General features: G+C 50.5%; 17 protein-coding genes and 4 pseudogenes. 8 read left to right on the top strand and 13 right to left on the bottom strand.

All coding sequences use genetic code 11. The features are described from left to right. The 3 genes from P3339_RS00245 to P3339_RS00235 form a co-directional block, all read right to left on the bottom strand. A complete protein-coding gene (locus P3339_RS00245) occupies positions 1–612 on the bottom strand; it encodes a DUF938 domain-containing protein (protein WP_282952077.1) in 612 nt (203 codons plus the stop codon). Next, positions 609–1,385 carry a peroxide stress protein YaaA gene (gene yaaA / locus P3339_RS00240; protein ID WP_282952076.1) on the bottom strand — a complete coding sequence of 259 codons (777 nt, stop codon included), beginning with the start codon at positions 1,383–1,385 and terminating at the stop codon, positions 609–611. The genes P3339_RS00245 and yaaA overlap by 4 nt, the downstream gene beginning before the upstream one ends. 150 nt (positions 1,386–1,535) lie before the next feature. Then, entirely contained in the window at positions 1,536–2,015 is a 480-nt protein-coding gene (locus P3339_RS00235; protein WP_020413950.1) for a DUF4265 domain-containing protein, read from the bottom strand. 69 nt (positions 2,016–2,084) lie between these two features. Here P3339_RS00235 and P3339_RS00230 point away from each other — a divergent pair. Both P3339_RS00230 and P3339_RS00225 read left to right on the top strand, forming a co-directional pair. Beyond that, positions 2,085–2,765, top strand: a pseudogene (locus P3339_RS00230) (M48 family metalloprotease); the annotation flags it as partial. Between the two features lie 380 nt (positions 2,766–3,145). Continuing rightward, on the top strand, positions 3,146–3,370 hold the full coding sequence (locus P3339_RS00225; protein ID WP_282952075.1) for a tetratricopeptide repeat protein: 225 nt from the start codon (positions 3,146–3,148) through the stop codon (positions 3,368–3,370). A gap of 81 nt (positions 3,371–3,451) precedes the next feature. On the opposite strand, the gene P3339_RS00220 is transcribed toward P3339_RS00225, so the two are convergent. From P3339_RS00220 to P3339_RS00185, 8 genes and pseudogenes are all read right to left on the bottom strand, one after another. Beyond that, on the bottom strand, positions 3,452–4,297 hold the full coding sequence (locus P3339_RS00220; protein ID WP_020413948.1) for a putative porin: 846 nt from the start codon (positions 4,295–4,297) through the stop codon (positions 3,452–3,454). 582 nt (positions 4,298–4,879) lie between these two features. Continuing rightward, complete coding sequence (locus tag P3339_RS00215) at positions 4,880–5,683, bottom strand: putative porin (RefSeq protein ID WP_282952074.1); 804 nt, start codon at positions 5,681–5,683, stop codon at positions 4,880–4,882. Between the two features lie 292 nt (positions 5,684–5,975). Continuing rightward, positions 5,976–6,290, bottom strand: a complete 315-nt coding sequence (locus tag P3339_RS00210; RefSeq protein WP_282952073.1) for an antibiotic biosynthesis monooxygenase family protein — start codon at positions 6,288–6,290, stop codon at positions 5,976–5,978. Between the two features lie 83 nt (positions 6,291–6,373). After that, positions 6,374–7,075, bottom strand: coding sequence for a phosphate signaling complex protein PhoU (gene phoU / locus P3339_RS00205; RefSeq protein WP_020413945.1), 702 nt, complete (start codon positions 7,073–7,075; stop codon positions 6,374–6,376). Between the two features lie 25 nt (positions 7,076–7,100). Continuing rightward, a pseudogene (gene pstB / locus P3339_RS00200) lies at positions 7,101–7,975 on the bottom strand (phosphate ABC transporter ATP-binding protein PstB). A gap of 33 nt (positions 7,976–8,008) precedes the next feature. Continuing rightward, complete coding sequence (gene pstA, locus P3339_RS00195) at positions 8,009–9,295, bottom strand: phosphate ABC transporter permease PstA (RefSeq protein ID WP_020413943.1); 1,287 nt, start codon at positions 9,293–9,295, stop codon at positions 8,009–8,011. Continuing rightward, positions 9,288–10,667 carry a phosphate ABC transporter permease subunit PstC gene (gene pstC / locus P3339_RS00190; protein ID WP_020413942.1) on the bottom strand — a complete coding sequence of 460 codons (1,380 nt, stop codon included), beginning with the start codon at positions 10,665–10,667 and terminating at the stop codon, positions 9,288–9,290. The genes pstA and pstC overlap by 8 nt, the downstream gene beginning before the upstream one ends. A gap of 139 nt (positions 10,668–10,806) precedes the next feature. Further along, positions 10,807–11,858: pseudogene (locus tag P3339_RS00185) on the bottom strand (PstS family phosphate ABC transporter substrate-binding protein). Positions 11,859–12,041: 183 nt separating this feature from the next. Here P3339_RS00185 and P3339_RS00180 point away from each other — a divergent pair. From P3339_RS00180 to P3339_RS00160, 5 genes are all read left to right on the top strand, one after another. Beyond that, positions 12,042–12,614, top strand: a complete 573-nt coding sequence (locus P3339_RS00180) for a TRAP transporter small permease subunit (protein WP_020413940.1) — start codon at positions 12,042–12,044, stop codon at positions 12,612–12,614. Next, positions 12,611–13,975, top strand: a complete 1,365-nt coding sequence (locus tag P3339_RS00175) for a TRAP transporter large permease (RefSeq protein WP_020413939.1) — start codon at positions 12,611–12,613, stop codon at positions 13,973–13,975. Before P3339_RS00180 ends, P3339_RS00175 begins: the two co-directional genes overlap by 4 nt. Before the next feature lie 353 nt (positions 13,976–14,328). Next, entirely contained in the window at positions 14,329–15,222 is an 894-nt protein-coding gene (locus P3339_RS00170; protein ID WP_020413938.1) for an ABC transporter ATP-binding protein, read from the top strand. 19 nt (positions 15,223–15,241) lie between these two features. Next, entirely contained in the window at positions 15,242–18,823 is a 3,582-nt protein-coding gene (locus tag P3339_RS00165) for an ABC transporter permease/M1 family aminopeptidase (protein WP_282952072.1), read from the top strand. A gap of 171 nt (positions 18,824–18,994) precedes the next feature. Beyond that, positions 18,995–19,393 (top strand): acyl-CoA thioesterase, encoded by a 399-nt coding sequence (locus P3339_RS00160; protein WP_020413936.1) that lies wholly within the window; start codon positions 18,995–18,997, stop codon positions 19,391–19,393. A 76-nt stretch (positions 19,394–19,469) separates the two neighbouring features. Here P3339_RS00160 and P3339_RS00155 read toward each other — a convergent pair. Continuing rightward, a pseudogene (locus P3339_RS00155) lies at positions 19,470–20,614 on the bottom strand (TRAP transporter substrate-binding protein). Positions 20,615–20,747: 133 nt separating this feature from the next. Further along, positions 20,748–22,952, bottom strand: a complete 2,205-nt coding sequence (gene uvrD / locus P3339_RS00150; protein ID WP_020413932.1) for a DNA helicase II — start codon at positions 22,950–22,952, stop codon at positions 20,748–20,750. A gap of 139 nt (positions 22,953–23,091) precedes the next feature. On the opposite strand from uvrD, the gene hexR reads away from it, so the two are divergent. Continuing rightward, entirely contained in the window at positions 23,092–23,946 is an 855-nt protein-coding gene (hexR, locus tag P3339_RS00145; protein WP_020413930.1) for a transcriptional regulator HexR, read from the top strand. Positions 23,947–23,992 lie beyond the last annotated feature (46 nt).

The raw sequence follows: 23,992 nt of genomic DNA, 5'->3' as shown, positions 1-23,992 counted from the left end.
TTACTCCTTATTATCGTTTTTACGCCAGACAACCAGTTGATTATTGGCTGGCAGGAAACTTAGCTCTTCGCGCCGCATATCCGCATCTGCAGCGAGCTGATCCAACCATTCCAGGTCACGGATACCACTGGCTGGGTTGCGCTCCTTGAGCCAGAGATCAAAATCGGCATTGCTTGGCCCGATAAAAGCCCCATCAATTTTCACAGGACCGTAGACAACCAGCTGACCACCGGACTCCAAGACCGAGGGGAGCTTGTGGAAAAAGCGCTCTACCGATTCTCTCGACATGATATGCAGGGTATTGGCGGTAAAGACCACGTCTGCACTGAGCTCTGGCCAGTCGCTATCGACATCCAGGGCAAGAGGCTTTAGCAGGTTTTGCGCGGGCTGCTTCTCCAACCAGGCGCAAACTCCCGGTAACATCTCCGCACGTTCAGAAGTCTGCCAGGTTAATTGGGGCAACTGAGGAGCAAAGTAGACCGCATGCTGCCCGGTACCACTTCCAACTTCCAGCACTTGCCGGCTATCAGCCAGCAGGCGTCGTAATTGTTTAAGGATGGGATCACGGTTACGCGCGCAGGAGGGAGCATCCGGTAGGGCCTGCTCGCTCATTGCGCTTCGTCCCGGGTAAATACCCAATCGTGTTCACTGGACATTTCAGGGCTGTATTCATACCCCCCGACATCAAAGCCCTTCAGCTCTTCTGCCTTTTTTACCCGCTGGTCGATAGCCCAACGACTCATCATGCCCCGCGCCTTCTTAGCGAAGAAACTGATCATTTTGTACTGGCCATTTTTCAGGTCCTTGAAGTGTGGGGTAATCACTTCGGCATCGAGTGCCCTGGGCCTGATCGACTTGAAGTACTCGTTTGAGGCCAAGTTAACTAACTCACGGCTCTTGAGGCTATGCAACTGCTCATTGAGAGCCCCGGTGGTTTTCTCTCCCCAAAATTCATACAGGTTCTTACCACGGGAATTCTCAAACTTGGTGCCCATCTCCAAACGGTAAGGCTGCATCAAGTCCAGTGGGCGCAGGATACCGTAGAGCCCCGACAACATACGCAGATGTTTTTGCGCATAGCTGAAATCGCGCTTGCCCATAGACTCTGCATCAAGACCGGTATAAACATCGCCTTTAAAAGCGAGCAGCGCCGCTCGTGCATTCGTAGCAGTAAAAGGCCGCTTCCAGGATTGGAACCGATCGTAATTCAGGATGCCCAGCTTATCGGAAATTTTCATCAGGCTGGAAATCTGCTGCGGGCTGAGTTTACGCAGCTCTTTGATCAATGCTGCAGACTCCTTGAGAAACTCCGGCTGGGTGGTTTCCAATTCGGGAATTTCACTCTCATAATCCAGCGTTTTCGCGGGAGAAATCACTATTAACATTGGATACCTTACTTTCCTCTGCCTAACCATCGCTGTTAGCGACGTTCCAAACCAATTGCGAATCTAGGGCATACCTGAAATTTTGCCCGGCTCTCTTAGCATAATGCGGCAGTAAATATTGCTACTACCCTTGATTTACCCCGGCCGTGACTATTCTGGCTTTAGAATATCCTGCCACCAATTCAAGGGGGTCTGGCCATCCTTGGGATCATACACGTTGCCGTAATACCAGACACTGTTGGCCCCATCGCAGACACTATTCAGGATCTTTTCAATTTTTTCGAACCCGCAGCTGACATGAATGCTGTATACCAGCATACGCGGAACTTCCAGATCCAATTCGCCTCCAAGTTTTTCCAATTGGGGGGTTAATTTATCCGAAAGCTCTGCGCTATCACCGCGACAAAATACTCGGATTGACAAATTACCAGAGCGTTTTACCAGCTCAAACTGCTGGGTATCTTTATCTACCTTGATACTATCGCCGCTGGCGATGCCCTTTATAAAAGCGGGGGAACGTACCAGCTGACAGCTACTGTCTTCATTAATACGCACCTGCAGGCGTTCTACCACCGGCTCGCCATCAGGGTTCGTGCCCGCAAACAACTCGATTACCTGTAGTGCTGTCATAACCTCTCTTCCCGGACTGTGTACAATGGGTGATCGCTAAATACTCAGCATTATACAGGGAGGCAGGCAATGATCTCGCGCAACCAGACTTTCTTCGCGACTGCGGCATTTGTAACAACCTCAATTCTCAGTGGTTGCGTTGTCAACCCCGTAACCGGAGAACAACAATTCTCCCTGATCTCAACCCAGCAGGAACTGAGCCTGGGGCAGCAACAGTACCCTAAAAACCAGCAGCAACAAGGTGGGCAATACACCATAGACCCCAGCTTGCAGGATTATGTGAACAGGGTGGGACAAAAACTGGCTAGAGTTTCGGACCAGCCCCAACTGCCCTATGAGTTCGTCGTGCTCAACAATTCCGTGCCCAATGCCTGGGCCCTACCCGGCGGTAAAATCGCCGTTAACCGTGGCTTGCTGGTGCTGCTGGACGATGAAGCTGAGTTGGCCGCTGTGTTAGGGCACGAAATTGTTCACGCCGCTGCGCGGCATTCAGCTACAGCCATGTCCCAGCAACAGGTGCTGGGCGCAGGGCTTGCTGTCCTGGGCGCAGCGGCAAAAGACACCGCCTATGCAGACCTCATCTCTACCGGCAGCCAGCTTGGTGGCTCAGCCTATATCGCACGCTATGGTCGCGGCAATGAGCTGGAGTCTGATGAATACGGCATGAAATATATGGCTGCTGCCGGCTATGACCCCCAAGGAGCAGTTCGCCTGCAGCGTAAATTTGTTGAGCTCTCCAAGGGGCGCCAGACCAACGGACTGGAAGCACTATTTGCCAGCCATCCCCCATCACAATCCCGTGTTAACGCAAATATTGAGCACAGTAAAGCACTGGCAAAAGGGGGCATTAGCAACCGTGGTGCCTACCAAAAAGCGATTAGCCAGCTTAAACGCGATGCCGATGCCTACAAAAATTATGATGAGGCATTGAAGGCAGCAGGTAACAAGCAATATGACAATGCCCTAAACCTCGTGCGTAAAGCGCAAAAACAACAGCCCAAGGAAGCAGCTTTCTTCGCACTGGAAGGTGACCTGCTTGCGCAAAAAAACAGTACGCCAGCGCCCACAAAGCTTATGATCGTGCTGTACAAAAAAACCCAGCCCTATTTTCCCATTGGCTGAAACGTGGAATGGTCAGTGCACAACTTAAGGACTATACATCGGCTGAAAGAGACCTAAACCGCTCTCTTCGCTACCTGGATACGGCTTACGCACATTACTATCTGGGTGAAGTCTATGAGAAGCAAGGCAATGTACAAACTGCTTTTCAGCATTACCAGACTGCGTCTCAAGCAGGAGGAGAAATTGCATCGAAAGCTCAGGCAAGAATGCAGGGGCTGACAAATAGAGGATAGTTTAATTGTAATTTAAAATATCCGGCACTATAAAATCTATAAAAAGGGCTATCTCATATAGCCCTTTTTACTTTCTTTCACTCAGAATTGTACAGTCACACCTAGTTCAAATTTCTTTACATCCACATCTGGATTCAAGGCCTTTGCATAGATATCATTTCCAAAACTGGAATGCTTGAAAACATTCTCTAAAATAGTGCTATAAGAAGCGTCCACAGCTATATTACGATTAAAAAAGTGAGAAAACCCTAACTTGTAATCATTATTTCTATCGTAATCAATTCCAAATGAAGTATTCTGTGTAAAGTAGTAATCTGTGCCCACTTTCCAATAATTATCTCCACCATCTATATTGAGGTAGCTAAAATCTGCAGCTAAATATTTATTATCACCTAAACCTGCAAAATATTTAGAAGAAAACAGCTGCCAATCAAAAAGTTCATCAGCAACGAACCCAAACCCAATATAATCAGTACTATTTAGCTGATAATTGTAGCGCGCCTCAACATAAGTGTCGCCTTCAGTATTATATAACTTCATCAGAAAATCTGGAGTAAACAAGTATCCCAAAGCTATAGTATTGAAACTATTTTCCGTAAAATCTGTTAAGTTAGCGCTAACTAAAAAACCATTTTCAGCAAAATACTCACCAGCGAAAGCAAAGTTATCATTGTTCCAATCTCCAATATTTCGATGGTAATATGCCGCTGATATATTGCTAGATTTATTGATAAATTCAAATTCTTTTAGCGGGCCAAGAGTATCCTTCCCAGAAAAATAATAGGTTGTTTCCACAGAAAAATCATCGCCACTTCCACTGTCAAAATCTAGATTAGAATAGCCTGCAGTAGTAATTGATTTGTACTCTTCAGCTGAAGCAACAGCCGAGAAAAATACCAGTAAAAAAGCCGAAACCCTAAGTTTCATTTAAATCTCCTTCTTATTAGCTATTTTCAAATATATGGCGCCAAATAGGACTCCTCCTCCAGGAAAAAATTCAAATTAAAGTAAAAAATCCAATAATCAAATAAAATCAATTTTCTTGAGCGCCAAAAAGAGCTGAATTACACTTAGAATTCAAATAAGTTCCCATCGATAGCAAATAAATATTATGCAGCAACCCTAGCTGGGAAAATATTCAATTACCTTTTCAAGGTATAGATAAATACTGCAAACCAATAAGATTACTGAGCAAGTATAACGAAATATTCAAGCTTCATTTTAATAGCTTAAAACTTAAGACTGTTATCAACAAATTAATATCGAATACAAAAAATCTATGGATTTGGAGTCTTAATACAACTAATAAATTACTCGAAACTCTTATTGCAATTTGTAGCAGACCTTCATATTAACCTGGATAATGCATGTTGATAGTAAGGTAGCATTTAGAGGGATTTTAAATATTATCAGTTGATCGAAAATCTAGAAGGGTTAGTGCGGATAGATAGAATAATATAAATCCAGAAATAAAAGGGCTATCTTAGATAGCCCTTTTATGAGTCCAAATTATAGCTGCACAGTCAGCCCTAATTGGTATGTATCGTAATCTAAATCACTATCAGTGTTGGTAACATAAGCCGCTTCAACAGCAAAGTTGCGGTTGAAGAAGTGGTTCACCCCCAACTTGTATGTATCATACTCATCGAAAGAGAAGCCGATAGAAGTGCGCTGAGTAAAGAAGTACTCTGTGCCCAGAGCCCAGTAATCATCAGCCTCATCAAAGTTCGTATAAGTCAACTCTGCGGTCAGGTATTGTTCACCACCCAAGTGAGTAAAGTACTTGGAAGACAGTGAGCGAGTATCAAACTCTTCATCAACAAATAGATTAAAACCGATGTAATCAGTAGAGTTTAACTGATGATTGTAGCGAGCATCTACTGAAAACTCATTGTCGCTATCATCATCAACATGATTCAAAGTCAGCAAAAAATCAGGGGAAAATAGATATCCAATAGATTGATAATCTACATTATTTTCCCAAAGGTCAATAATTCCTGCACCAACAACAAAGCCGCCAGACGTAAAGTACTCACCACCTACTGAGAAAGTATCGGAGTCAAAACTTCTGATATTGTAATGAGAAAATCCTGCGGAAAAATTACTGACTTTATTAATATATTCAAATTCTTTTAGTGGGCCGAGGGTTTCTTTACCCCCAAAATAGTAAATTGTCTCAAAATCAAAATGGTCTGCATCTGCAGAACCAAACTCTGTATCAGCGTAACTAGCTTTGGTGAATGAATTGTATTCCTCAGCACCAGCAGTAGCCGCGAGAAGCATCAGGGGAAGAGCTGCGAGCTTGAATCTCATATCAAAATCCTTCGTTAACGTTGGGATCCAAATTGGGCAGCGGATTGTAACAAAAGTTTTTTAGTTCGCAACAACAGCAAATTACAAAAAGTCAGTTAACTATTTTTTTGCGACAAGCTGAATAAAACAGGTGGTTGAATTGACTGGAACAAAAAGATAAAAATACTTGTAATGCAGCGTAATAACTAATTGGAAAAACAAATCACAAAAAACAATATAATTTTATATTTTTTTAATTCTTATCAGCCACACTTGCTTTATTCAGCTTACATTCAGTTTGGATTCACTAATATTAATCCAGGCTAAAATTAACAACCCATTGCGGATCTTCAAATTCACCCAATGAACGAATTTCGACGAAGGGGGCAACACTACGAATGATTTTTTCGATCTCCACTGAATGCTGTGCCTGCATTGCATCCCTGTCTTCCTTACAACGCCAAGTGGCAACAGCAAGCAATTTTCTTGGATCATCAATCTTGCGGTGAAGTTCCGTTCCCATAGCGCCGGGATATTGCTGAATTATCCTGGACGCCCGTACCCAGGCCTCAGCATATTCCTCAGCACTGAACCCCTCTTTGATCTGAACTTCGAAAATATATTTCATCACTTCCTCTCAGGACGCCCGAGCTGGAAAAACCTGCAATAAAAAAAGGCCGCTTAATGCGACCTTTGTAGCGGACTGGAAGTTCAAGACTTCCGCAGATTTTTTTCATGGCCGTGGCGAATATCCGCACCTTCCACCAAATAAACTACCTGCTCACAAATATTCTTCGCATGGTCGCCAATACGCTCCAGTGAACGCAGCGCCCAAAGCACGTTGATCACTCGCGAAATACTACGCGGGTCTTCCATCATATAAGTGACTAACTCGCGAACCGCGGTGCGGTAATCCATATCCACCTGCTCATCTTCCGCCAGCGTGCGCAGGGCTGACTCAACATCAAAACGGGTGTAGGCATCCAGGGCATCGTTGAGCATCTTGCGCACGGCATTGGCGATATGGCGTATTTCAGTATAACCACGGGGTGAGGTGCCTTCATCGGTGAGGGCAATGGCCATTTTTGCAACCTTGCAGGCCTCATCGCCGATGCGCTCCAGATCACGAGCTATGCGAGTTACCGACATCACCATCCGTAAATCCGAGGCGGCGGGCTGGCGTTTAGCAATAATTAAAGTCGCGTGCTCGTCGAGTGCCATCTCGCTCTTGTCGATCTCCTCTTCGACACGCAAAACCTCCTCAGCCAGCTGACTATCAGCATTGGACAAGGCATCTACAGCATCGGCGACCTGACGGGCAACCATGCCGCCCATCTCCAACATCTCGGTCTTAATACCTTCCAGGTCCTCGTTGAACTGACGGGAGATATGCTGATCGAAGTGCATTTCCATAGTGTTCCCTCGGGGCGTGGCCAACTCAGCCGAAGCGGCCGGTGATATAGGCTTCGGTTAATTCGTGCTCAGGGTTGGTGAACACGGTTTCGGTATCGTTAACTTCGACAAGTCGACCCAGATGGAAGTAGGCCGTACGCTGACTGACGCGAGCGGCCTGCTGCATTGAGTGTGTAACGATGGCGATAGTGTAGTTCTCGCGCAGCTCATCAATCAGCTCTTCGATACGTGCGGTGGCGATGGGGTCCAGGGCCGAACAGGGCTCATCCATCAGAATAACTTCGGGGCTAACCGCAATAGCCCGGGCAATACACAAGCGCTGCTGCTGGCCACCGGAGAGTCCGGTACCCGGCTTATCCAGGCGATCCTTTACCTCATTCCATAGCCCGGCGCGGCGCAAGCTGCTCTCAACAATTTCATCCAGATCGGCGCGGCGGCTGGCGATCCCATGGATCTTGGGACCATAGGCCACGTTCTCATAGATGGACTTTGGAAAGGGTTTGGCTTCTGGAATACCATGCCCACCCGAGCACGCAAGGGCACAACATCCACCTTGGGACCGTAAATAGGATCGCCATCCAGACTCAACTCTCCCTCAACACGACAACCTTCAATAGTGTCGTTCATACGGTTGAGGCAGCGCAGGAAAGTGGACTTACCACAACCGGAGGGGCCGATCATGGCCACCACTTGATTGCGGCCTATATCCAGGCTGACGGAGTGGATAGCCTGGGCCTCGCCGTAAAATACATTCACATTGCGCATGCGCAACTTGGCGGTATCACAGAACGGCTTGCCCACGGTTTTCCGGACTTCGGCGCTCGCTGCAATTTGCCCGCCAGTCAGTTCGGATTGCGCCGCCTCTGTGCGCCCCGCGGCATCCAGGGTCATGGTACTCATAAATAATCCCGCTTTCTGTTAATCCGCGCTGTGTTACCAGCGGCGCTCAAGTTTCTTGCGCAGTAATACCGCGCTGGCATTCATTACAATCAATACGCTCAGCAGCACCATAATTGCTGCCGAAGTGCGCTCGACAAAAGCGCGCTCAGGGCTGTCGGCCCACAGGAAGATCTGTACCGGTAGCACAGTGGCTGGATCCGTCACCCCGGCGGGCACATCGACAATAAAGGCGACCATACCAATCATCAACAGAGGTGCTGTTTCACCCAGAGCCTGGGCCATGCCGATAATCGCACCGGTAAGCATACCCGGCATTGCCAGTGGCAACACATGGTGGAAAACCACCTGCATACGCGAGGCACCCATCCCCATAGCCGCTTCACGAATAGAAGGCGGTACCGCTTTTAATGCCGCACGGCTGGAAATAATAATCGTCGGCAGTGTCATCAGGGTCAGCACCAAACCGCCGACTAACGGCGCCGAGCGAGGCAGCTCGAAGAAATTGATAAAAATCGCCAGCCCCAACAAACCAAATACGATAGAAGGTACCGCAGCAAGGTTATTAATATTCACTTCAATTAGGTCGGTCCAGCGGTTCTTCGGTGCATATTCTTCCAGGTAAATGGCGGCGGCTACGCCGATAGGGAAGGACAACGCCAGTGTCACCAGCAGAGTAAATAGCGACCCCATCAGCGCTGCCCGAATACCAGCCTGCTCTGGCTCACGGGAATCCCCATTGGTAAAGAAGGTGGTATTGAAACGTTTTTTCAGCTCACCACTATCCAACAGTTGCTCAATCCAGCCGGCTTTCTGCTCAGAGGTGCGACCACGAAAACCCTCCTTGGAATCCTTGAGGCTCTTAACAAAGGTGTCCACATCGTCATCAGCGGCGAACCAAACCTTCTCGCTCTTGCCAAGCAGCTCAGGGTCATCAGCCAGGCGGTCACGCAGAGTGAAAGGCGCGCCAGAAGAAACCAGGGTATATAGCTCGCGCTTTTCGCCACGGCTGGTCACCGAGGGAAAGCGCTCGCGCAATGCTTGGCGAATCACACCGGAGAAGTTGGCCCAGGCCAGGCTCTCATCATCGACTTTGTCGATGTCAAGTACCTGTGCGTCGTAGTGTATTTCCAGCTGGATAGCGGTCTGCATAAAAGCACCGCTACCCTTGCTGATAATATCGCTGAACAGAATTACAACTGCGAGTACCCCGAAGGCGATACTGGCAATGCCCAATCCGCGAAAGAGCTTTTCCTTGCGATGGCGGCTGGCGAGGCGCTTCTCAATACGCTCGCGAACCTGCGCCTGAGTCAGATTAGTCATACTGCTCCCGATATTTTTTCACTACGTGCAGGGCGATAAAGTTCAGCACCAATGTGGTAACAAACAGCATTAAGCCCAGGGCAAAGGCCGCCAGGGTTTTGGGGCTGTCAAACTCCTGGTCACCAACCAGCAGGGTCACAATCTGAACGGTAACAGTGGTCACAGACTCCAGCGGGTTGGCGGTTAAGTTAGCTGCGAGTCCCGCCGCCATCACCACGATCATGGTCTCACCAATTGCCCGTGACACCGCCAGCAGAACACCGCCGACAATTCCCGGCAAAGCCGCCGGGATGACCACTTTGCGCACTGTTTCAGAGTGGGTGGAGCCCAAGCCCAGGGCACCATCGCGCAATGATTGCGGCACCGCATTGATCACGTCGTCCGACAGTGAGGAGACAAACGGGATAATCATAATGCCCATCACCAGACCAGCAGCCAAGGCACTTTCACTGGAGGCCTCCAGGCCGACCGAGGTAGCCAGGTCACGAATAAAGGGCGCAACAGTCAGGGCGGCAAAGAAGCCGTATACCACTGTAGGTACACCGGCGAGAATCTCCAAAATAGGTTTGGCCACTGCACGGACACGTTTACTGGCATATTCCGCCAGGTAAATTGCCGCCATCAAACCAATCGGTACAGCGACAAACATGGCGATGGCAGAAACCATTAAGGTGCCGGTAAACAGGGGCACAGCACCGAAGGCACCACTGGAACCAACCTGGTCGGCACGCAGGGCCATCTGCGGGCTCCAGTGCAAACCGAACAGAAACTCGGTGACCGGAACCGACTGGAAGAAGCGCAGGGATTCAAATAGCACCGAGAATAGAATACCCACGGTGGTAAAAATGGCCGCGCAGGCACAGGCAATCAATATAGCCCGCAAGACCTTCTCAACTTTTTCTCTGGCGCGTAATTGTGGAGAGAAACGTAAAAGAGCAAAGGCCCCAAGACCCACGGCCAATATCAAGCTCATAAAGGCTTGCATATTATTGGAGCTGCTACGCAATTGGCTGAGGTGATCCGCCGCTTCTTGCAAACGTGGAGTGGCTTCCCCCAACATATGACCCGCAGCCAGATTTTGAATTTGGGCGTAGAGCAGATTCTGTCCTGAAATTGTCTCGGGTTTGTCGGCGACACTGTTCAGCACCATAGCCCGAATAATGGCATCGTCAAAAATCAGCCAGGCTCCTAGTAATATCAAAGCCGGCAAGCCACACCAAAGCGCGGCAAATATTCCGTAATAACTAGGCAGGGAAGCCAGATTGCGTAAGCCACCTAAGCTGCGTGCAGCGCTCAGTGCACGGCTAAAGCCGGTACCGTAGGCCACCAGTATCAACAGCAGCAGAAGGGCGAACAGTGTGGGGGTTTGCATTGATTTACCGTGCTAAAAAATGGTGGTCGGCATTATCCCGACATTTCCTTCAGATTCCACAGTGCTGTGGACAAAGAAAAGCCAAGCCCTCTCGGGCTTGGCCGTCAATTCCCTTTGACTGTACTACTCCAGGATATAGTTATTTTGCAGCGAGATTGCTCAGTGCATTCAGCTTGCGAACGTCAGTAGCAATTTGCTGACGCTTCTCTTGAGGCAACGGGATCATGCCTTTGTCTGTCAGGTAACCTTCATCACCCCAGGTGCGCTCATTGGTGAACTCGGCCAGGAATTGCTTGATGCCCGGTACTACGTCAGCATGCGCTTTCTTCACGTAGATAAACAGCGGGCGGGATACCGGGTAGCTCTGATCAGCAATAGAATCGAAAGTCGGGGCCTGACCTTCAATCAGTGAGCCCTGTACTTTGTCGGCATTCTGATCGAGGAAGCTGAAGCCGAAAATGCCCAGGGCATTCGGGTTGGCAACCAGCTTGTTCACGATCAGATTGTCGTTCTCACCAGCTTCTACATAAGCGCCATCTTCGCGCACGTTGTGACAAATCGCCTTGTAAGCGCTCTTGTCTTTTTTCTTCATGGCCTTGATCCAGCCAAACTTCTTACAGCCACCTTCCATCGCCAGCTCGGCAAAGGCATCGCGGGTACCGGAAGTGGGGGCGGGCCCAGAACTTCAATTTTGGTATTGGGCAAAGCCGGGTTTACGTCTTTCCAGGTCTTGTAAGGGTTGGCCACCAGGGTCTCGGAACCGTTAGGGTTTGGTACTTCTTTAGCCAAAGCCAGGAAAATATCCTTGCGGGATAGCTCAAACGGAGCTGCTTTCTTTGCGTTGGCGAGTACGATGCCGTCGTAGCCGATCTGGACTTCCACAACATCAACGCCGTTGCCGTTACACATTTCCAGCTCGGACTGCTTGATACGACGGGATGCACCGGTGATATCTGCAGTGCTCTCGCCAACGCCCTGGCAGAATAACTTCATACCGCCGCCAGTTCCCGTGGATTCAACTACCGGGGTTTTGAACTGTGTAGCGCGGCTGAAGCGCTCTGCCACAGTAGTAGTAAAAGGATAAACGGTAGAGGAACCGACAACACTGATGTAGTCGCGAGCCGCCATAGCCACCTGAGAGGTGGCGAGGGTCAATGCCGCCAGGGAAGTGGCCAGAATTTGCTTGTTCATGTGGAACTCCGATGAGTGTTTTTTATTTCACGCGGCGATGCTAGGAACAACGGGTGACGATTCTATGAACAAAAGATGACAAAAAGATGACAGCTTGAAATATGGCTCGCTGGTGCATGGACTGCCAAAACGGTAACCTTCGTGCAACCAAGATAACAATAAGATGTAAAGAGAGAAGCCCCCATGCCTTTTCTGTTGCGTGGAGCCCGTGCATTGGAGAGTCTGTCCAGTCGCACCGGTCACCTGCTGGCCTGGTTTACCTGGGCCATGGTTTTACTGCAAAGCTGTGTCGTGGCACTACGCCATCTTTTCGATAGCGGCTCTATCGCCCTACAGGAATCCGTAGTCTATCTGCACGGTGCTACCTTTATGCTCGGCCTGGCCTACGCCCTGCAAACTGATGCCCATGTGCGGGTAGACATCCTCTATAGGCGCATGGGGACCAGGGGCAAGGCCTGGGTTAACGCCGTAGGTTATCTCATCTTTTTATTACCAATTTGTACTTTTATGCTGATTAGCAGTTGGCAGTTTGTACTGAACAGCTGGTCAGTGCTTGAAGACAGCGCCAATGCCGGCGGCCTGCCAGGGGTATTCCTATTGAAGAGCCTGATCCCTCTTGCGGCAATTACCCTAGCCCTGGCCGGCGCAGCCCAGTTTATGCGCGCCCTCCTGCAACTGATGGAAACGCCAGCCCCGACAACCAAGGCCTCGGCCAAGCCCCGGTTACTAAGGCAAGCAGAGGAGGCTGAGGCATGATGGAGTTAATCCCCCTGCTGATGTTCGCCGCTGTCTGTGCAATGTTGATGTTCGGCTATCCGGTAGCCTTCACTCTTGGTGGAACAGCGCTAATCACCGCTGGCCTGGGTATTGTGTACGGCGTCTTTGATGCAGAATTGCTGCGCGCCTTTCCCGATCGCCTCTACGGCATTATGCAAAATGGCACCCTGGTGGCCGTGCCATTATTTGTGCTGATGGGTGTGATACTGGAGCGCGCCCGAATCGCCGAGGATTTACTGGTCAACCTAACCAAGGTATTTATGGGGGCGCGGGCAGGAATGGCCATTTCTGTAGTAGTGGTTGGTGCACTGCTCGCCGCCAGCACCGGAATAGTGGGTGCCACGGTAGTAACTATGGGTCTGATGTCCCTGCCCACCATGCTGAAACAGGGCTACTCTCCCAAGCTCGCCACCGGTACCATCTGTGCCACCGGTACCCTCGGGCAAATTATCCCTCCATCTATTGCGCTGGTATTACTGGGAGATACTCTCTCCAATGCCTACCAACAGGCACAGCTGTCTGCCGGAATCTTTAACCCCAAGCCCGTCAGCGTCGGTGACCTGTTTATCGGGGCAATTATCCCGGGCTTACTGCTGGTAGCCGCCTACATTATTTACCTGTTATTCATGGCCCGCCGCGAACCGGCGAAAGCTCCCTCCACCGAACAGGAGGCACTGGAAGTCTGGCCGTTGATTAGCAGCCTTTTTCCTCCTATTGCCCTGATGTTGGTGGTTTTGGGCTCCATTATTACCGGTGCAGCAACTCCCACAGAGGCCGCTGCAGTAGGTGCACTGGGCGCAGGTTTGTTGGCTTATAGCCGTGGTGCCCTGAATTGGGCACGAGCGGGGGAGGTTGGGCGAAGCACCCTACAAGTAACAGCGATGGTCTTCGCAATCCTAATCGGAGCCTCGCTGTTTTCTCTGGTCTTCCGCGGTTATGGCGGCGAAGAATTGGTAACCAGTATTTTTCACAGCCTGCCCGGTGGCGTAGTAGGGGCGACACTATTGGTAATGCTGGTGATTTTCTTACTTGGGTTTATTCTCGACTTTATCGAGATCACCTTTGTAGTGGTACCTATTGTAGGGCCAGTTTTATTAGCAATGGGAGTCGACCCGATTTGGCTCGGCATTATGATCGCCATTAACCTGCAAACTTCATTCCTGACACCACCGTTTGGTTTTGCCCTCTTTTATCTACGCGGTGTCGCACCCAGCTCAATAGCTACTTCCGCTATATACCGTGGTGTTGCGCCCTTTATTGGCATCCAGATTTTTTTACTTTGTCTATTGGCGCTCTGGCCAGCTCTGGCAACCTGGCTGCCAGGGATTATTCAAAAATAACAGGTACATACCCTATTTTTACACCTGTTAAAAATAAAAGGGGCCGGCTCAATTGCGCCGCCCCTTCTCAGTCTCTATCGTCAATTCCACACTCCGCACTTAACTACAGAAACATCAAACTATTTGTCTTTTAAAACTTTCACTACACCTTGTCATCCCTCTTTTCAGAAAATACTCCTGTTACATTAACGATTTAAAACCTGGTGTAACTGTCTATATATTGACGGTGAAACGCACCTATCGACACTCGAAACAAATAAAGATAACAAATAGGGAATCAAGAACTCTGAAATCAGTCTATCGATTCTTAAAAAGAATTAAGAACATGAATAAATATTAAAAGGGAATTAAAAATGCTGAAGATCTCTAGTCTTTCCAAGACTTATGACAATGGCGTACACGCGCTTAAAAACGTCAATCTGGATATTCCAAAGGGAATGTTCGGGTTGCTCGGACCCAATGGGGCCGGCAAGTCCTCATTGATGCGTACCATCGCCACTCTGCAATTCGCCGATAGTGGATTCATCACTTTTGATGGAATCAATGTGGCCACCAATCCGCAGAAAATCCGTAGTACTTTAGGTTACCTGCCACAGGATTTTGGTGTTTATCCGAGAATCAGTGCCGAAGATATGCTTGATCATATGGCGGTACTTAAGGGTATCAGCAATCGAAAGGAACGCCGCGAGCTGGTGGCTGACTTATTGCACCAAACCAATTTATTTCGTGATCGCAAGAAAAATCTGAGCGGTTACTCCGGCGGTATGCGCCAGCGCTTTGGCATTGCCCAAGCCCTTATCGGCGACCCGCGCCTGATTATTGTCGACGAACCCACAGCTGGACTCGACCCACAGGAGCGCAATCGCTTTCATAATCTGCTCAGCGAAATTGGCGAGAATGTAGTAGTGATACTCTCCACCCACATTGTGGAAGATGTTGCCGATCTGTGCCCCAATATGGCCATTCTCGCAGCTGGAAAAATTGTTGCACAAGGTAAACCTGAAGAGCTGACTTCCAAGCTGCAAGGTCGCGTATGGCGGCGTATCGTCAATAAATCAGAGTTGGAAGAGTGCCGTAATAAATTCGATGTGATTTCCACTCGCCTATTAGCCGGCCGTCATGTTGTACATATACTGGCGGAATCTCAACCGGGTGAAGGGTTTGAACAACTGCAACCCGACCTGGAGGATGTCTACTTCTCCACCCTCTTCAGTGATGAAGAATCTCGAGTGGCTAGCGCCGCCTGAGGCGGGGGAGGGTATCGACATGTTTTTATCTATTGCTAAGTTTGAATTTCACTATCAACTGCGCCAGCCGGTGTTTTATGTCACCAGCCTGGTTTTTTTCCTTCTGACATTTGGCGCCACTGCCTCCAACAGTATACAAATCGGCGGTGCCGGCGGCAGCACCCTAATCAACTCCCCTTTTGCGATCATGCAAACCCTACTGATCATGAGCTTGTTCAGTATTTTTATTACCGCCGCATTCGCAGCCAACCCGGTACTGCGTGATCGTGATATGAAAATGGATGGTATCGTCTTCAGTACCCCTATCAGCAAGCGCGATTATTTACTAGGGCGCTTCACAGGGTCATTTACTGTTTCTTTCCTGGCATTTTCAGCCTCTGCCCTAGGTATGCTGTTCGGTTCCTGGATGCCCTGGCTGGACCCGGAACGGTTAGGTCCAACACAAATATCTCATTACTTACAAACACTATTCGCACTCATTCTTCCCACCATGCTGTTTTGCAGCGCACTGTTTTTTAGCCTGGCAGCTGTAACTCGCAGCATGATGGCCACCTACTTGGGGCTGATTGCTTTTCTGGTTCTCTATTTTACCAGTCAGGGGATGATGGACGAGCCCGCTTATCGCAGTGTCGCCGCACTGGCCGACCCCTTCGGTCTCGGCGCCTTCGATAATGCCACTCGTTATTGGACCGCCTTCGACCGCAATACTTCCATGGTTGCCCTGGAGGGAGAGTATCTAACCAATCGCATAATATGGCTCATCGCCAGTTTGCTTATTATCGGGTTGGGCTATAGATGCTTTTCTTTTGCCGAGCGCAAACCACTCTGGTCACGTCGTCACAGAATAGAGAATCAAACTGAGGAACAGCTTCGTTACAATAAGCCAATACCGCGAATCACTCCTACTTTTGGCGCAACCGCTGTTTGGCAACAATTCCGGGTACGCAGCGGTTTTGAAGTCAAAGCTGTGGTAAAAAGCCTGGCTTTTTGGGTAATTCTCGCAATTGGTGTTCTCAACGTACTGGGTGCTTCCCTTAACCTGGAAGCAATTTTCGGTACCTCGGTTTACCCTGTTACCCGCTCAATGATAAGCCTGATACAGGGCGCCTTCAGCCTGATCATGATGATTATTCTGATCTACTATGGGGCTGAATTAGTATGGCGCGAACGCCAGACCGGCTGCCATGAAATTATGGATGCAGTGCCCACACCGAACTGGGTTTTTGTGGCAAGCAAGTTTATTGCAATGCTGGTGGTTCTAGCCGGTATATTGATTGCCAGTATGCTGACCACTGTCGCTGTACAGCTGGGCAAGGGGCACGCTACCCTCGAGCCAGGGCTTTATTTTTATGGTCTCTGGTACCAATTCGCAATGCCCTTCTACCTGATGGCTGTTCTTTCTATCTTTGTCCAGGTAATTACCCGTAATAAATTCCTCGGCATGTTGCTGATGGTGGGCTACCTGATCAGCTCTATAGTGCTCGACATCTTAGGTTTTGAGCACAACCTCTATCAGTTCGCCGGTTGGAATGCTGCTCCCTACTCGGATATGAATGGCTATGGTCACTTTGAACAGGGTCGCGCCTGGTTTGCATTTTACTGGACAAGCTTCAGCCTGATATTAGCAATGTTGAGTTATGGGCTCTGGCAGCGGGGCACCCTGGCCTCACTAACGAGCAGGCTCAAAGCCCTACGCTTCCAGCTGGGATTGCCCAGCCGTTTAGCTGGTATTACAGCCTTCCTGCTGTTTGTTGCCAGTGGAACCTTTATTTTCTACAACACTAATATTCTCAACGACTATGAAACCAGCAAGGATCGCGAGCAGCTAGCCGCAGACTACGAGAAAAAGTACAAATCCCTGGAAGACAAGCCAGCGCCACATATCATCGATGTCAATGTAGATGTGGATATCTTCCCCGATGAACGCCGCTATGAAGTGCGTGGGCGTTACTTCCTGATGAATAAGCGCGATAAATCTATCAATGAAGTAGCCATCGGACTGGAGCGCGGTCTCACGGTCAACCAGCTATCCCTGAGTCAGGCCAAACTGCGCGAAAAGGATGAGCAATTCGGCCATTATTTCTTCGAACTGGAGCAACCCCTGGAACCCGGAGAGGCACTTACACTGGAGTTTGATCTTAGCAGGATCAGCCGTGGCTTTATGAACTCCGGCTCCTCCACCACTATTGTGCAAAACGGTACTTTCTTTAATAACTTTGAGGCGATGCCCTTTATCGGTTACAACAGCAATATTGAATTAACTGACCGTCACCTGCGCAAGAAGTACGATCTACCCCCGCCTCAGCGAATGCCCAAACTGGAGGATACAGATCACTACCGGGAGTCCTACCTGCGCAGCGACTCCGACTGGATTAACTTTGAAACCACGGTCAGTACCTCAGTGGGACAAGTAGCACTGGCTCCCGGCTATCTGCAAAAAGACTGGCAGGAGGGAAAGCGCCACTATTTCCACTACAAGATGGATGCCCCGATTCACAATTTTTTCTCCTACCTTTCTGCGGACTACACCATAGTTAAAGACCAGTGGAAGGATGTAGCCATTGAGGTCTACCATCACAAGCCTCACGACTACAACGTGGACCGTATGATTGAAAGTGTGAAGAAATCCCTGGAGTATTTCAGTGCGGCTTTCAGTCCCTATCAATATCGCCAGTTGCGTATCGTTGAGTTCCCGGGTTATGAAAGTTTTGCCCAGGCATTTCCCAACACCGTGCCCTTTTCAGAATCCATCGGCTTTGTCGCCGATCTCCGCGACCCGAATGAAATTGATTACGTCTTCTATGTGACTGCCCACGAGGTTGCACACCAGTGGTGGGCACATCAGTTGGTCGGAGCCAACGTGCAAGGCGCCACTTTGCTCTCCGAAACCCTGGCCCAGTATTCCGCACTGATGGTTATGGAGCAGGAATACGGTCCGGAAAAAATACGTCGCTTCCTCAAATATGAGCTTGACCGTTACCTGAGCGCGCGGGGTAGCGAACTCCTTGAGGAACTCCCCCTGACTCACAATGAAAATCAACCCTATATCCACTACCGAAAGGGTTCTGTAGCCATGTACGCCCTCAAAGATGCCATGGGTGAAGATGCCATAAATGCGGCCTTGGCATCGTTGCTGAAAGATAAAGGGTTCTCCAGTGACCCCTATCCCACCAGTATGGATTTGGTGGCAAGGCTCAGAGCGCACGCCGAAGCATCTCACCAGGAACTGATCACCGATATGCTGGAGAGGGTAGTTCTTTTTGACCTGAAGATCGCAAAGGCCACCTCTGAGCTATTGGATAATGGTAACTATCGCGTTCTGTTGGAGTTGGAAGCTCACAAGTTCGAGGCCGATGGGGAGGGCCAGGAACAAGAAATCCCAATGAATAATCGGATAGATATCGCCATTTTCAAGGAAGATCCCGACAAGAACTTTAATTCAGAAAACGTGCTCTACTTCGCCAAACAGGAGATCAGCGAGCAAACCACCGTGCTGGAGTTTGAAGTGGAGGGCAAACCGAGCATCGCTGGAATTGACCCCTACATCAAGATGATTGATAAAAACCCAGACGACAACCTGCTGGAAGTAGAGGCTTTGTAAGGCCCAGATCACTAGTCTCCCGGCCATCTGGGGTGGTGGCTGGGAAGCAGGATCGCCAGTTTTCTCCAGCAAATTCTGGATAACACTGGTCAATTACTGCGCAATTTGTGCTAGAATGCGCCACCTTCCCAGAAGTAGTACCCAATAACTCTAACAATCTGTGAGCAGTCGATGTCCGCACTTTCAGCCCTAGATGAAAACCCGCAACCCACAGGTACGCTAACCCTGCAAACCCTGGCCATGCCCCGTGATACCAATCCCCAAGGGGACGTATTTGCTGGCTGGCTGATGTCGCAAATGGACCTGGCCGGCGCAATCCTCGCCCAAAGTATCGCACGGGGCAGGGTAACCACCGTTGCGGTAGGCAGTATGGTGTTTTTACGCCCGGTACCTGTTGGCTCCACAGTCAGCTGCTATGCAGAGGCTATCGAAGTGGGTCGTTCTTCGATCAGGACTATGGTTGAGGTGTGGCTGACACGGGTTGATTCCGGTGAGCAGGTGAAGGTCACTGAAGGTGAGTTTGTTTTTGTCGCTATTGACGATAGTGGGCATACCAGGCCACTGCCTTAAGTTATTCACAAGAAGTCGCTCACTGAATCGCTGCGGGGAACAGTCTGGTACACAGCTTCCCCCTCATTATCCCCATTTAATCCTTTCTGTTCTCATTATCCAGCTCTCGCGCCTGGTAATAAGCCTCTTCACTAATCTGGTGGTAGGGCCGTACATCCCGCTCAAAATCCTTAAAGGCTTTATAGATACGGGCAAACTCAGGGTCCTTGTCTGCAGTCTCCTGCATAATTTGCGTGTTGATTTGCTTTAAATGAGAAAGTACTTCATCCGGTAGACGCCTGAGCTTTACACCGTGCTCTTCCACTAATTCACGCAGGGCTCGGTTATTGCGCGCAGTGTACTCATCCAGCATGTCCTGGTTTGCTTCCCGGGCTGCCACGCGCACAATTGCCTGCAGGTCTTTAGGCAATTTATCGAAGGCTTTTTTATTGACAATAAATTCCATCATCGAGCCAGGCTCATGCCAACCAGGATAGTAATAATACTCGGCAACCTGGTGAAAGCCGAATGCTAGATCATTGTATGGGCCAACCCATTCGGTCGCATCAATGACGCCAGTCTGCAACGCTGTATAAAGCTCACCACCAGGAATCGTGACGGCCGTGCCGCCGGCCCGGTTTAATACTTCACCTCCCAGTCCAGGAATTCGCATTTTTAAACCCTGCAAATCCTCGACAGAGTTAATCGGCTTATTAAACCAACCCGCCATTTGCACCCCTGTGGAACCACCTGCCAGGGGTATCAAATTAAAAGGCTCGTAAATCTCCTCCCAGAGTTCCAAACCACCGCCGTGGTGGAGCCAGCCATTCATTTCCTGGGCATTCAAACCAAAAGGTACCGCAGTGAAAAACTGGGCCGCCGGAATCTTGCCTTTCCAGTAATAGGCTGCACCGTGCCCCATTTGTGCCGCACCCTCGGAAACAGCACCGAAAACCCCCAATGCAGGCACCAGTTCACCCGCACCGTAGACCTTAATTTTGAGACGGCCAGCAGACATCTGCTCTACCTCTTTGGCGAAGCGCTCCGGTGCCTGGCCCAGGCCGGGGAAGTTTTTGGCCAGGTAGTAACCAGCTTCCACTCAAACAATTCTTTATCACCAGTATCAGAAAAGTGTTGTTGAGGCCCTTGAGCCGCACGGGAAGTTACCAGCGCGGCAAAGGTAATTACCAGCAGGGCGAGAAGGCCCAAAATAACGGCGGGGTACCAATTAATTTTTTTCATCGCTTCTAATTATCGTTTTTCTTGTAAGGCGCTGACTGTCAGCTAGCTAACTTTAATTATCGTGGCTCCAGTGATACTGGAGCCACGTGAGATTTGCTTCTTCAAAATAGATTCAGTTTTCCAGACCCTTGGTCTACAGCGGCTGCAATTTAGCCATAGCCACCACCAGCCATTTACTGCCGGCATCATCGAAGTTCACCTGTACCCGTGCGCGCGGGCCATTACCCTCAAACTGCACTACGGTGCCCTCACCAAATCTGGCATGCTCCACTCGCCCTCCCAGGGCGAGCGGTGGCAAATCATCAAAGTCTGGGGCCGGGTCGGAAAACTGACCAACTTTGCCATAATCCGCCTGGTATAGTGGCCGGGAAATCTCAGTCTTGAGGCGCACCTCGTGCACCAAATTAGCTGGAATTTCACCAATAAACCGTGAGGGGCTGTTATAGGTCTCACTGCCAAACAGGCGGCGGTTTTCTGCGTAGGTGATATACAGTTTGCGCATAGCGCGGGTAATTCCCACGTAGCAGAGTCGGCGCTCCTCCTCCATACGACCCGGCTCCTGCGCGGACATCTTGTGGGGAAACAGGTTTTCCTCCACACCCGCCATAAATACCAGGGGAAACTCCAGGCCTTTGGCGGAGTGCAGGGTCATTAACTGAACCGCCTCCTCAAATTCATCTGCCTGGCCCTCACCGGCATCGAGGGCAGCGCTGTCGAGGAACTGGTTGAGCAGAGGAATTTCCTCCTCATCTTCCTCCCCTTCGGGCAGGTCCACACCAGAGAAAGCGCGACAGGCAGTCACCAGTTCCTGCAAGTTCTCCACCCGCGTCTGGCCCTTCTCACCTTTTTCCTTGCCGTGGAATTCCAACAAGCCGCTAGTCTCGATCACATCCTCAGCAATAGCATCCAACTCTTTATCTTCTGCATTCGCTGCCAGCTGGTTAATCAGGTCCAGAAAGCTCTGCAGGGCATTGCCGGCGCGAGCGGCCAATACCCGCTGCTGCAACATCAGCTTGGCCGCCTGCCACAGGGAACAGCCCTGTTCGCGGGCATAGGAGCGCACCATTTCCACCGTGCGCGCACCGATGCCACGGGTCGGCGTATTCACCACCCGCTCAAACGCAGTGTCATCATCGCGGTTGGTAATCAGGCGCAGATAAGACAGGGCATTCTTGATCTCCAGGCGCTCGTAGAAGCGCTGGCCGCCATAGATGCGGTAGGGCACCTGCTCGCGCAGAAGCCCCTCTTCAAGTACCCGGGATTGCGCGTTGGAGCGGTAGAGGATGGCAATGCTGTCGCGGCGGTTGCCATCGCGCACCCAGTCATTGATGCGTTCGACAATAAAGCGCGACTCATCCTGTTCGTTGTAGGCTGCGTAGACGGCGATGGGCTCACCCTCTTCACCCCTGGTCCACAACTCCTTACCCAGACGGCCACTGTTATTGGCGATCACCGCGTTGGCCGCATTCAAAATGGTGGAGGTGGAGCGGTAGTTTTGCTCCAGGCGCACCGTCTGGACTTCTTTCAGGTCTGTGGAAAAGTGCTGAATATTCTCGATCTTGGCACCGCGCCAGCCGTAAATGGACTGGTCATCGTCACCCACAGCTGTGATATGGCACTGCTCACCAGCAAGCAGACGCAACCAGGCGTATTGAATCGTGTTGGTATCCTGGAACTCATCCACCAGGATAAAGGGAAAGCGCTGGCGGTAATGGGCGAGAATAGCGTCGTTATTCAACCAGAGTTCATGGGCGCGAAGTAACAGCTCACCGAAATCCACCAGCCCACCACGCTGGCAGGCCTCTTCATAGGCAAAGTAGATCCGCACCATGGTCTGCAACCATGGGTCGGCGCCAGCATTGATATATTGCGGGCGCAGGCCTTCATCTTTCTGCGCACCGATCCACCACTGGGTTTCCCGCGGCGGCCACTTTTTATCGTCCAGCCCCAGATCCGCCTGTACCCGCTTGATCAGGCGCAGCTGGTCGTCGGAATCCAGGATCTGGAAGTTCTGCGGCAACCTGGCCTCTTGCCAGTGGGCTTTGAGCAGGCGATGGGCCAGGCCGTGGAAGGTGCCCACCCACATGCCGAAGGTATTCACCCCCAGCAGCTCTTCGATACGAGCGCGCATCTCGCGGGCCGCCTTGTTGGTAAAGGTCACCGCCATAATGGAATAGGGCGAGGCACCTTCCACCTGCATCAGCCAGGCGATGCGGTGCACCAGCACCCGGGTCTTACCCGAACCGGCACCGGCCAGAACCAATTGATTGCCGGGCGCGGCTGCTACTGCTTCGCGCTGGGCGTCGTTGAGGGGGTCTAAAATCTGAGATACGTCCATGGGCGATGATTGTACCAGAGCTGCTGTGCGAGACCTGTGTAAATAAACAGCATTTTACCCATCCTGACAACGCAAAGCCGCTCGCCAGCGGGGGGCACAGCCGCTACACTGCGCCATCTGGCATAGCGAAGGTAGTCTTGTGAAACCAGCGGAAGTCACGCAAAAAATCAGCGAACAACTGTCATCCATGCGCAAATCTGAGCGCAAGGTGGCGGAGTATATCCTCGCCAACCCGGATGAAATTATTCATATGCGTATTGTTGACCTGGCCACCGAGGCCCAGGTAAGTGAGCCCACGGTAGTGCGTTTCTGTCGCGCAGTAGGCTGCTCGGGGTTCCAGGAGTTCAAGCTGAACCTGGCCCAGCAGCTGGCCTCCAGCCCCAGTTTTGGCCAGATTGCAGTAACCGAGACCGACACCATTGCTGAATACAAGCGCAAAGTATTCGATTCCACTGTGGATACATTGTTGAAGGTACGCGACAGGATTGACGACCGCGCACTGGAAGCCGCTGTGACCGCCATGGCCGCCTCCAAGCGGGTAGAATTCTTCGGCTTTGGTGCCTCCGGTGCTGTCGCTGCCGATGCTCAGCACAAATTCTTTCGCCTGCAACTGGCTACTGCCGCACACTCCGACCATCACATCCAAAATATGTCGGCTATGTCGATGCAACCAGGGGATGTTGTGGTGGCTATTTCCCAGAGTGGGCGGACCAAAGCACTGTTACGCTCCATGAGCATGGCAAAAGAGCAGGGCGCTCTGGTCGTGGGCCTGGCCCCAAGTGGCTCCCCGGTAGCCCAGCAGGCGAGTATTCCACTGGAGGTGGATGTAGAAGAGGATATCGAGATCTACACGCCACTGTCTTCTCGAATCGCCCACCTGGTGGTAATTGATGTGCTAGCAATTGGCGTAGCCCAGCGTAAAGGACCACAGTTGCAAGAGCACCTGTTAAAGCTCAAACAGGGCCTTTACACCCTTCGTGAAGACAAGCACTGAGAGCATGAGCGTCCGCATAACGAAAAGATTAACCGCAGGCACCGCA

The sequence above is a fragment of the Microbulbifer sp. MLAF003 genome, from assembly GCF_030012965.1.
GTDB lineage: Bacteria > Pseudomonadota > Gammaproteobacteria > Pseudomonadales > Cellvibrionaceae > Microbulbifer > Microbulbifer variabilis.
This window is presented reverse-complemented; position numbering and strand designations above follow the sequence as displayed.

Bases quoted from the DNA above. Each gene is read 5' to 3' on its own strand.
- P3339_RS00245 (WP_282952077.1), bottom strand. From the start codon at position 612: ATGAGCGAGCAGGCCCTACCGGATGCTCCCTCCTGCGCGCGTAACCGT.
- yaaA (WP_282952076.1), bottom strand. From the start codon at position 1,385: ATGTTAATAGTGATTTCTCCCGCGAAAACGCTGGATTATGAGAGTGAA.
- P3339_RS00235 (WP_020413950.1), bottom strand. From the start codon at position 2,015: ATGACAGCACTACAGGTAATCGAGTTGTTTGCGGGCACGAACCCTGAT.
- P3339_RS00225 (WP_282952075.1), top strand. From the start codon at position 3,146: ATGGTCAGTGCACAACTTAAGGACTATACATCGGCTGAAAGAGACCTA.
- P3339_RS00220 (WP_020413948.1), bottom strand. From the start codon at position 4,297: ATGAAACTTAGGGTTTCGGCTTTTTTACTGGTATTTTTCTCGGCTGTT.
- P3339_RS00215 (WP_282952074.1), bottom strand. From the start codon at position 5,683: ATGAGATTCAAGCTCGCAGCTCTTCCCCTGATGCTTCTCGCGGCTACT.
- P3339_RS00210 (WP_282952073.1), bottom strand. From the start codon at position 6,290: ATGAAATATATTTTCGAAGTTCAGATCAAAGAGGGGTTCAGTGCTGAG.
- phoU (WP_020413945.1), bottom strand. From the start codon at position 7,075: ATGGAAATGCACTTCGATCAGCATATCTCCCGTCAGTTCAACGAGGAC.
- pstA (WP_020413943.1), bottom strand. From the start codon at position 9,295: ATGACTAATCTGACTCAGGCGCAGGTTCGCGAGCGTATTGAGAAGCGC.
- pstC (WP_020413942.1), bottom strand. From the start codon at position 10,667: ATGCAAACCCCCACACTGTTCGCCCTTCTGCTGCTGTTGATACTGGTG.
- P3339_RS00180 (WP_020413940.1), top strand. From the start codon at position 12,042: ATGCCTTTTCTGTTGCGTGGAGCCCGTGCATTGGAGAGTCTGTCCAGT.
- P3339_RS00175 (WP_020413939.1), top strand. From the start codon at position 12,611: ATGATGGAGTTAATCCCCCTGCTGATGTTCGCCGCTGTCTGTGCAATG.
- P3339_RS00170 (WP_020413938.1), top strand. From the start codon at position 14,329: ATGCTGAAGATCTCTAGTCTTTCCAAGACTTATGACAATGGCGTACAC.
- P3339_RS00165 (WP_282952072.1), top strand. From the start codon at position 15,242: ATGTTTTTATCTATTGCTAAGTTTGAATTTCACTATCAACTGCGCCAG.
- P3339_RS00160 (WP_020413936.1), top strand. From the start codon at position 18,995: ATGTCCGCACTTTCAGCCCTAGATGAAAACCCGCAACCCACAGGTACG.
- uvrD (WP_020413932.1), bottom strand. From the start codon at position 22,952: ATGGACGTATCTCAGATTTTAGACCCCCTCAACGACGCCCAGCGCGAA.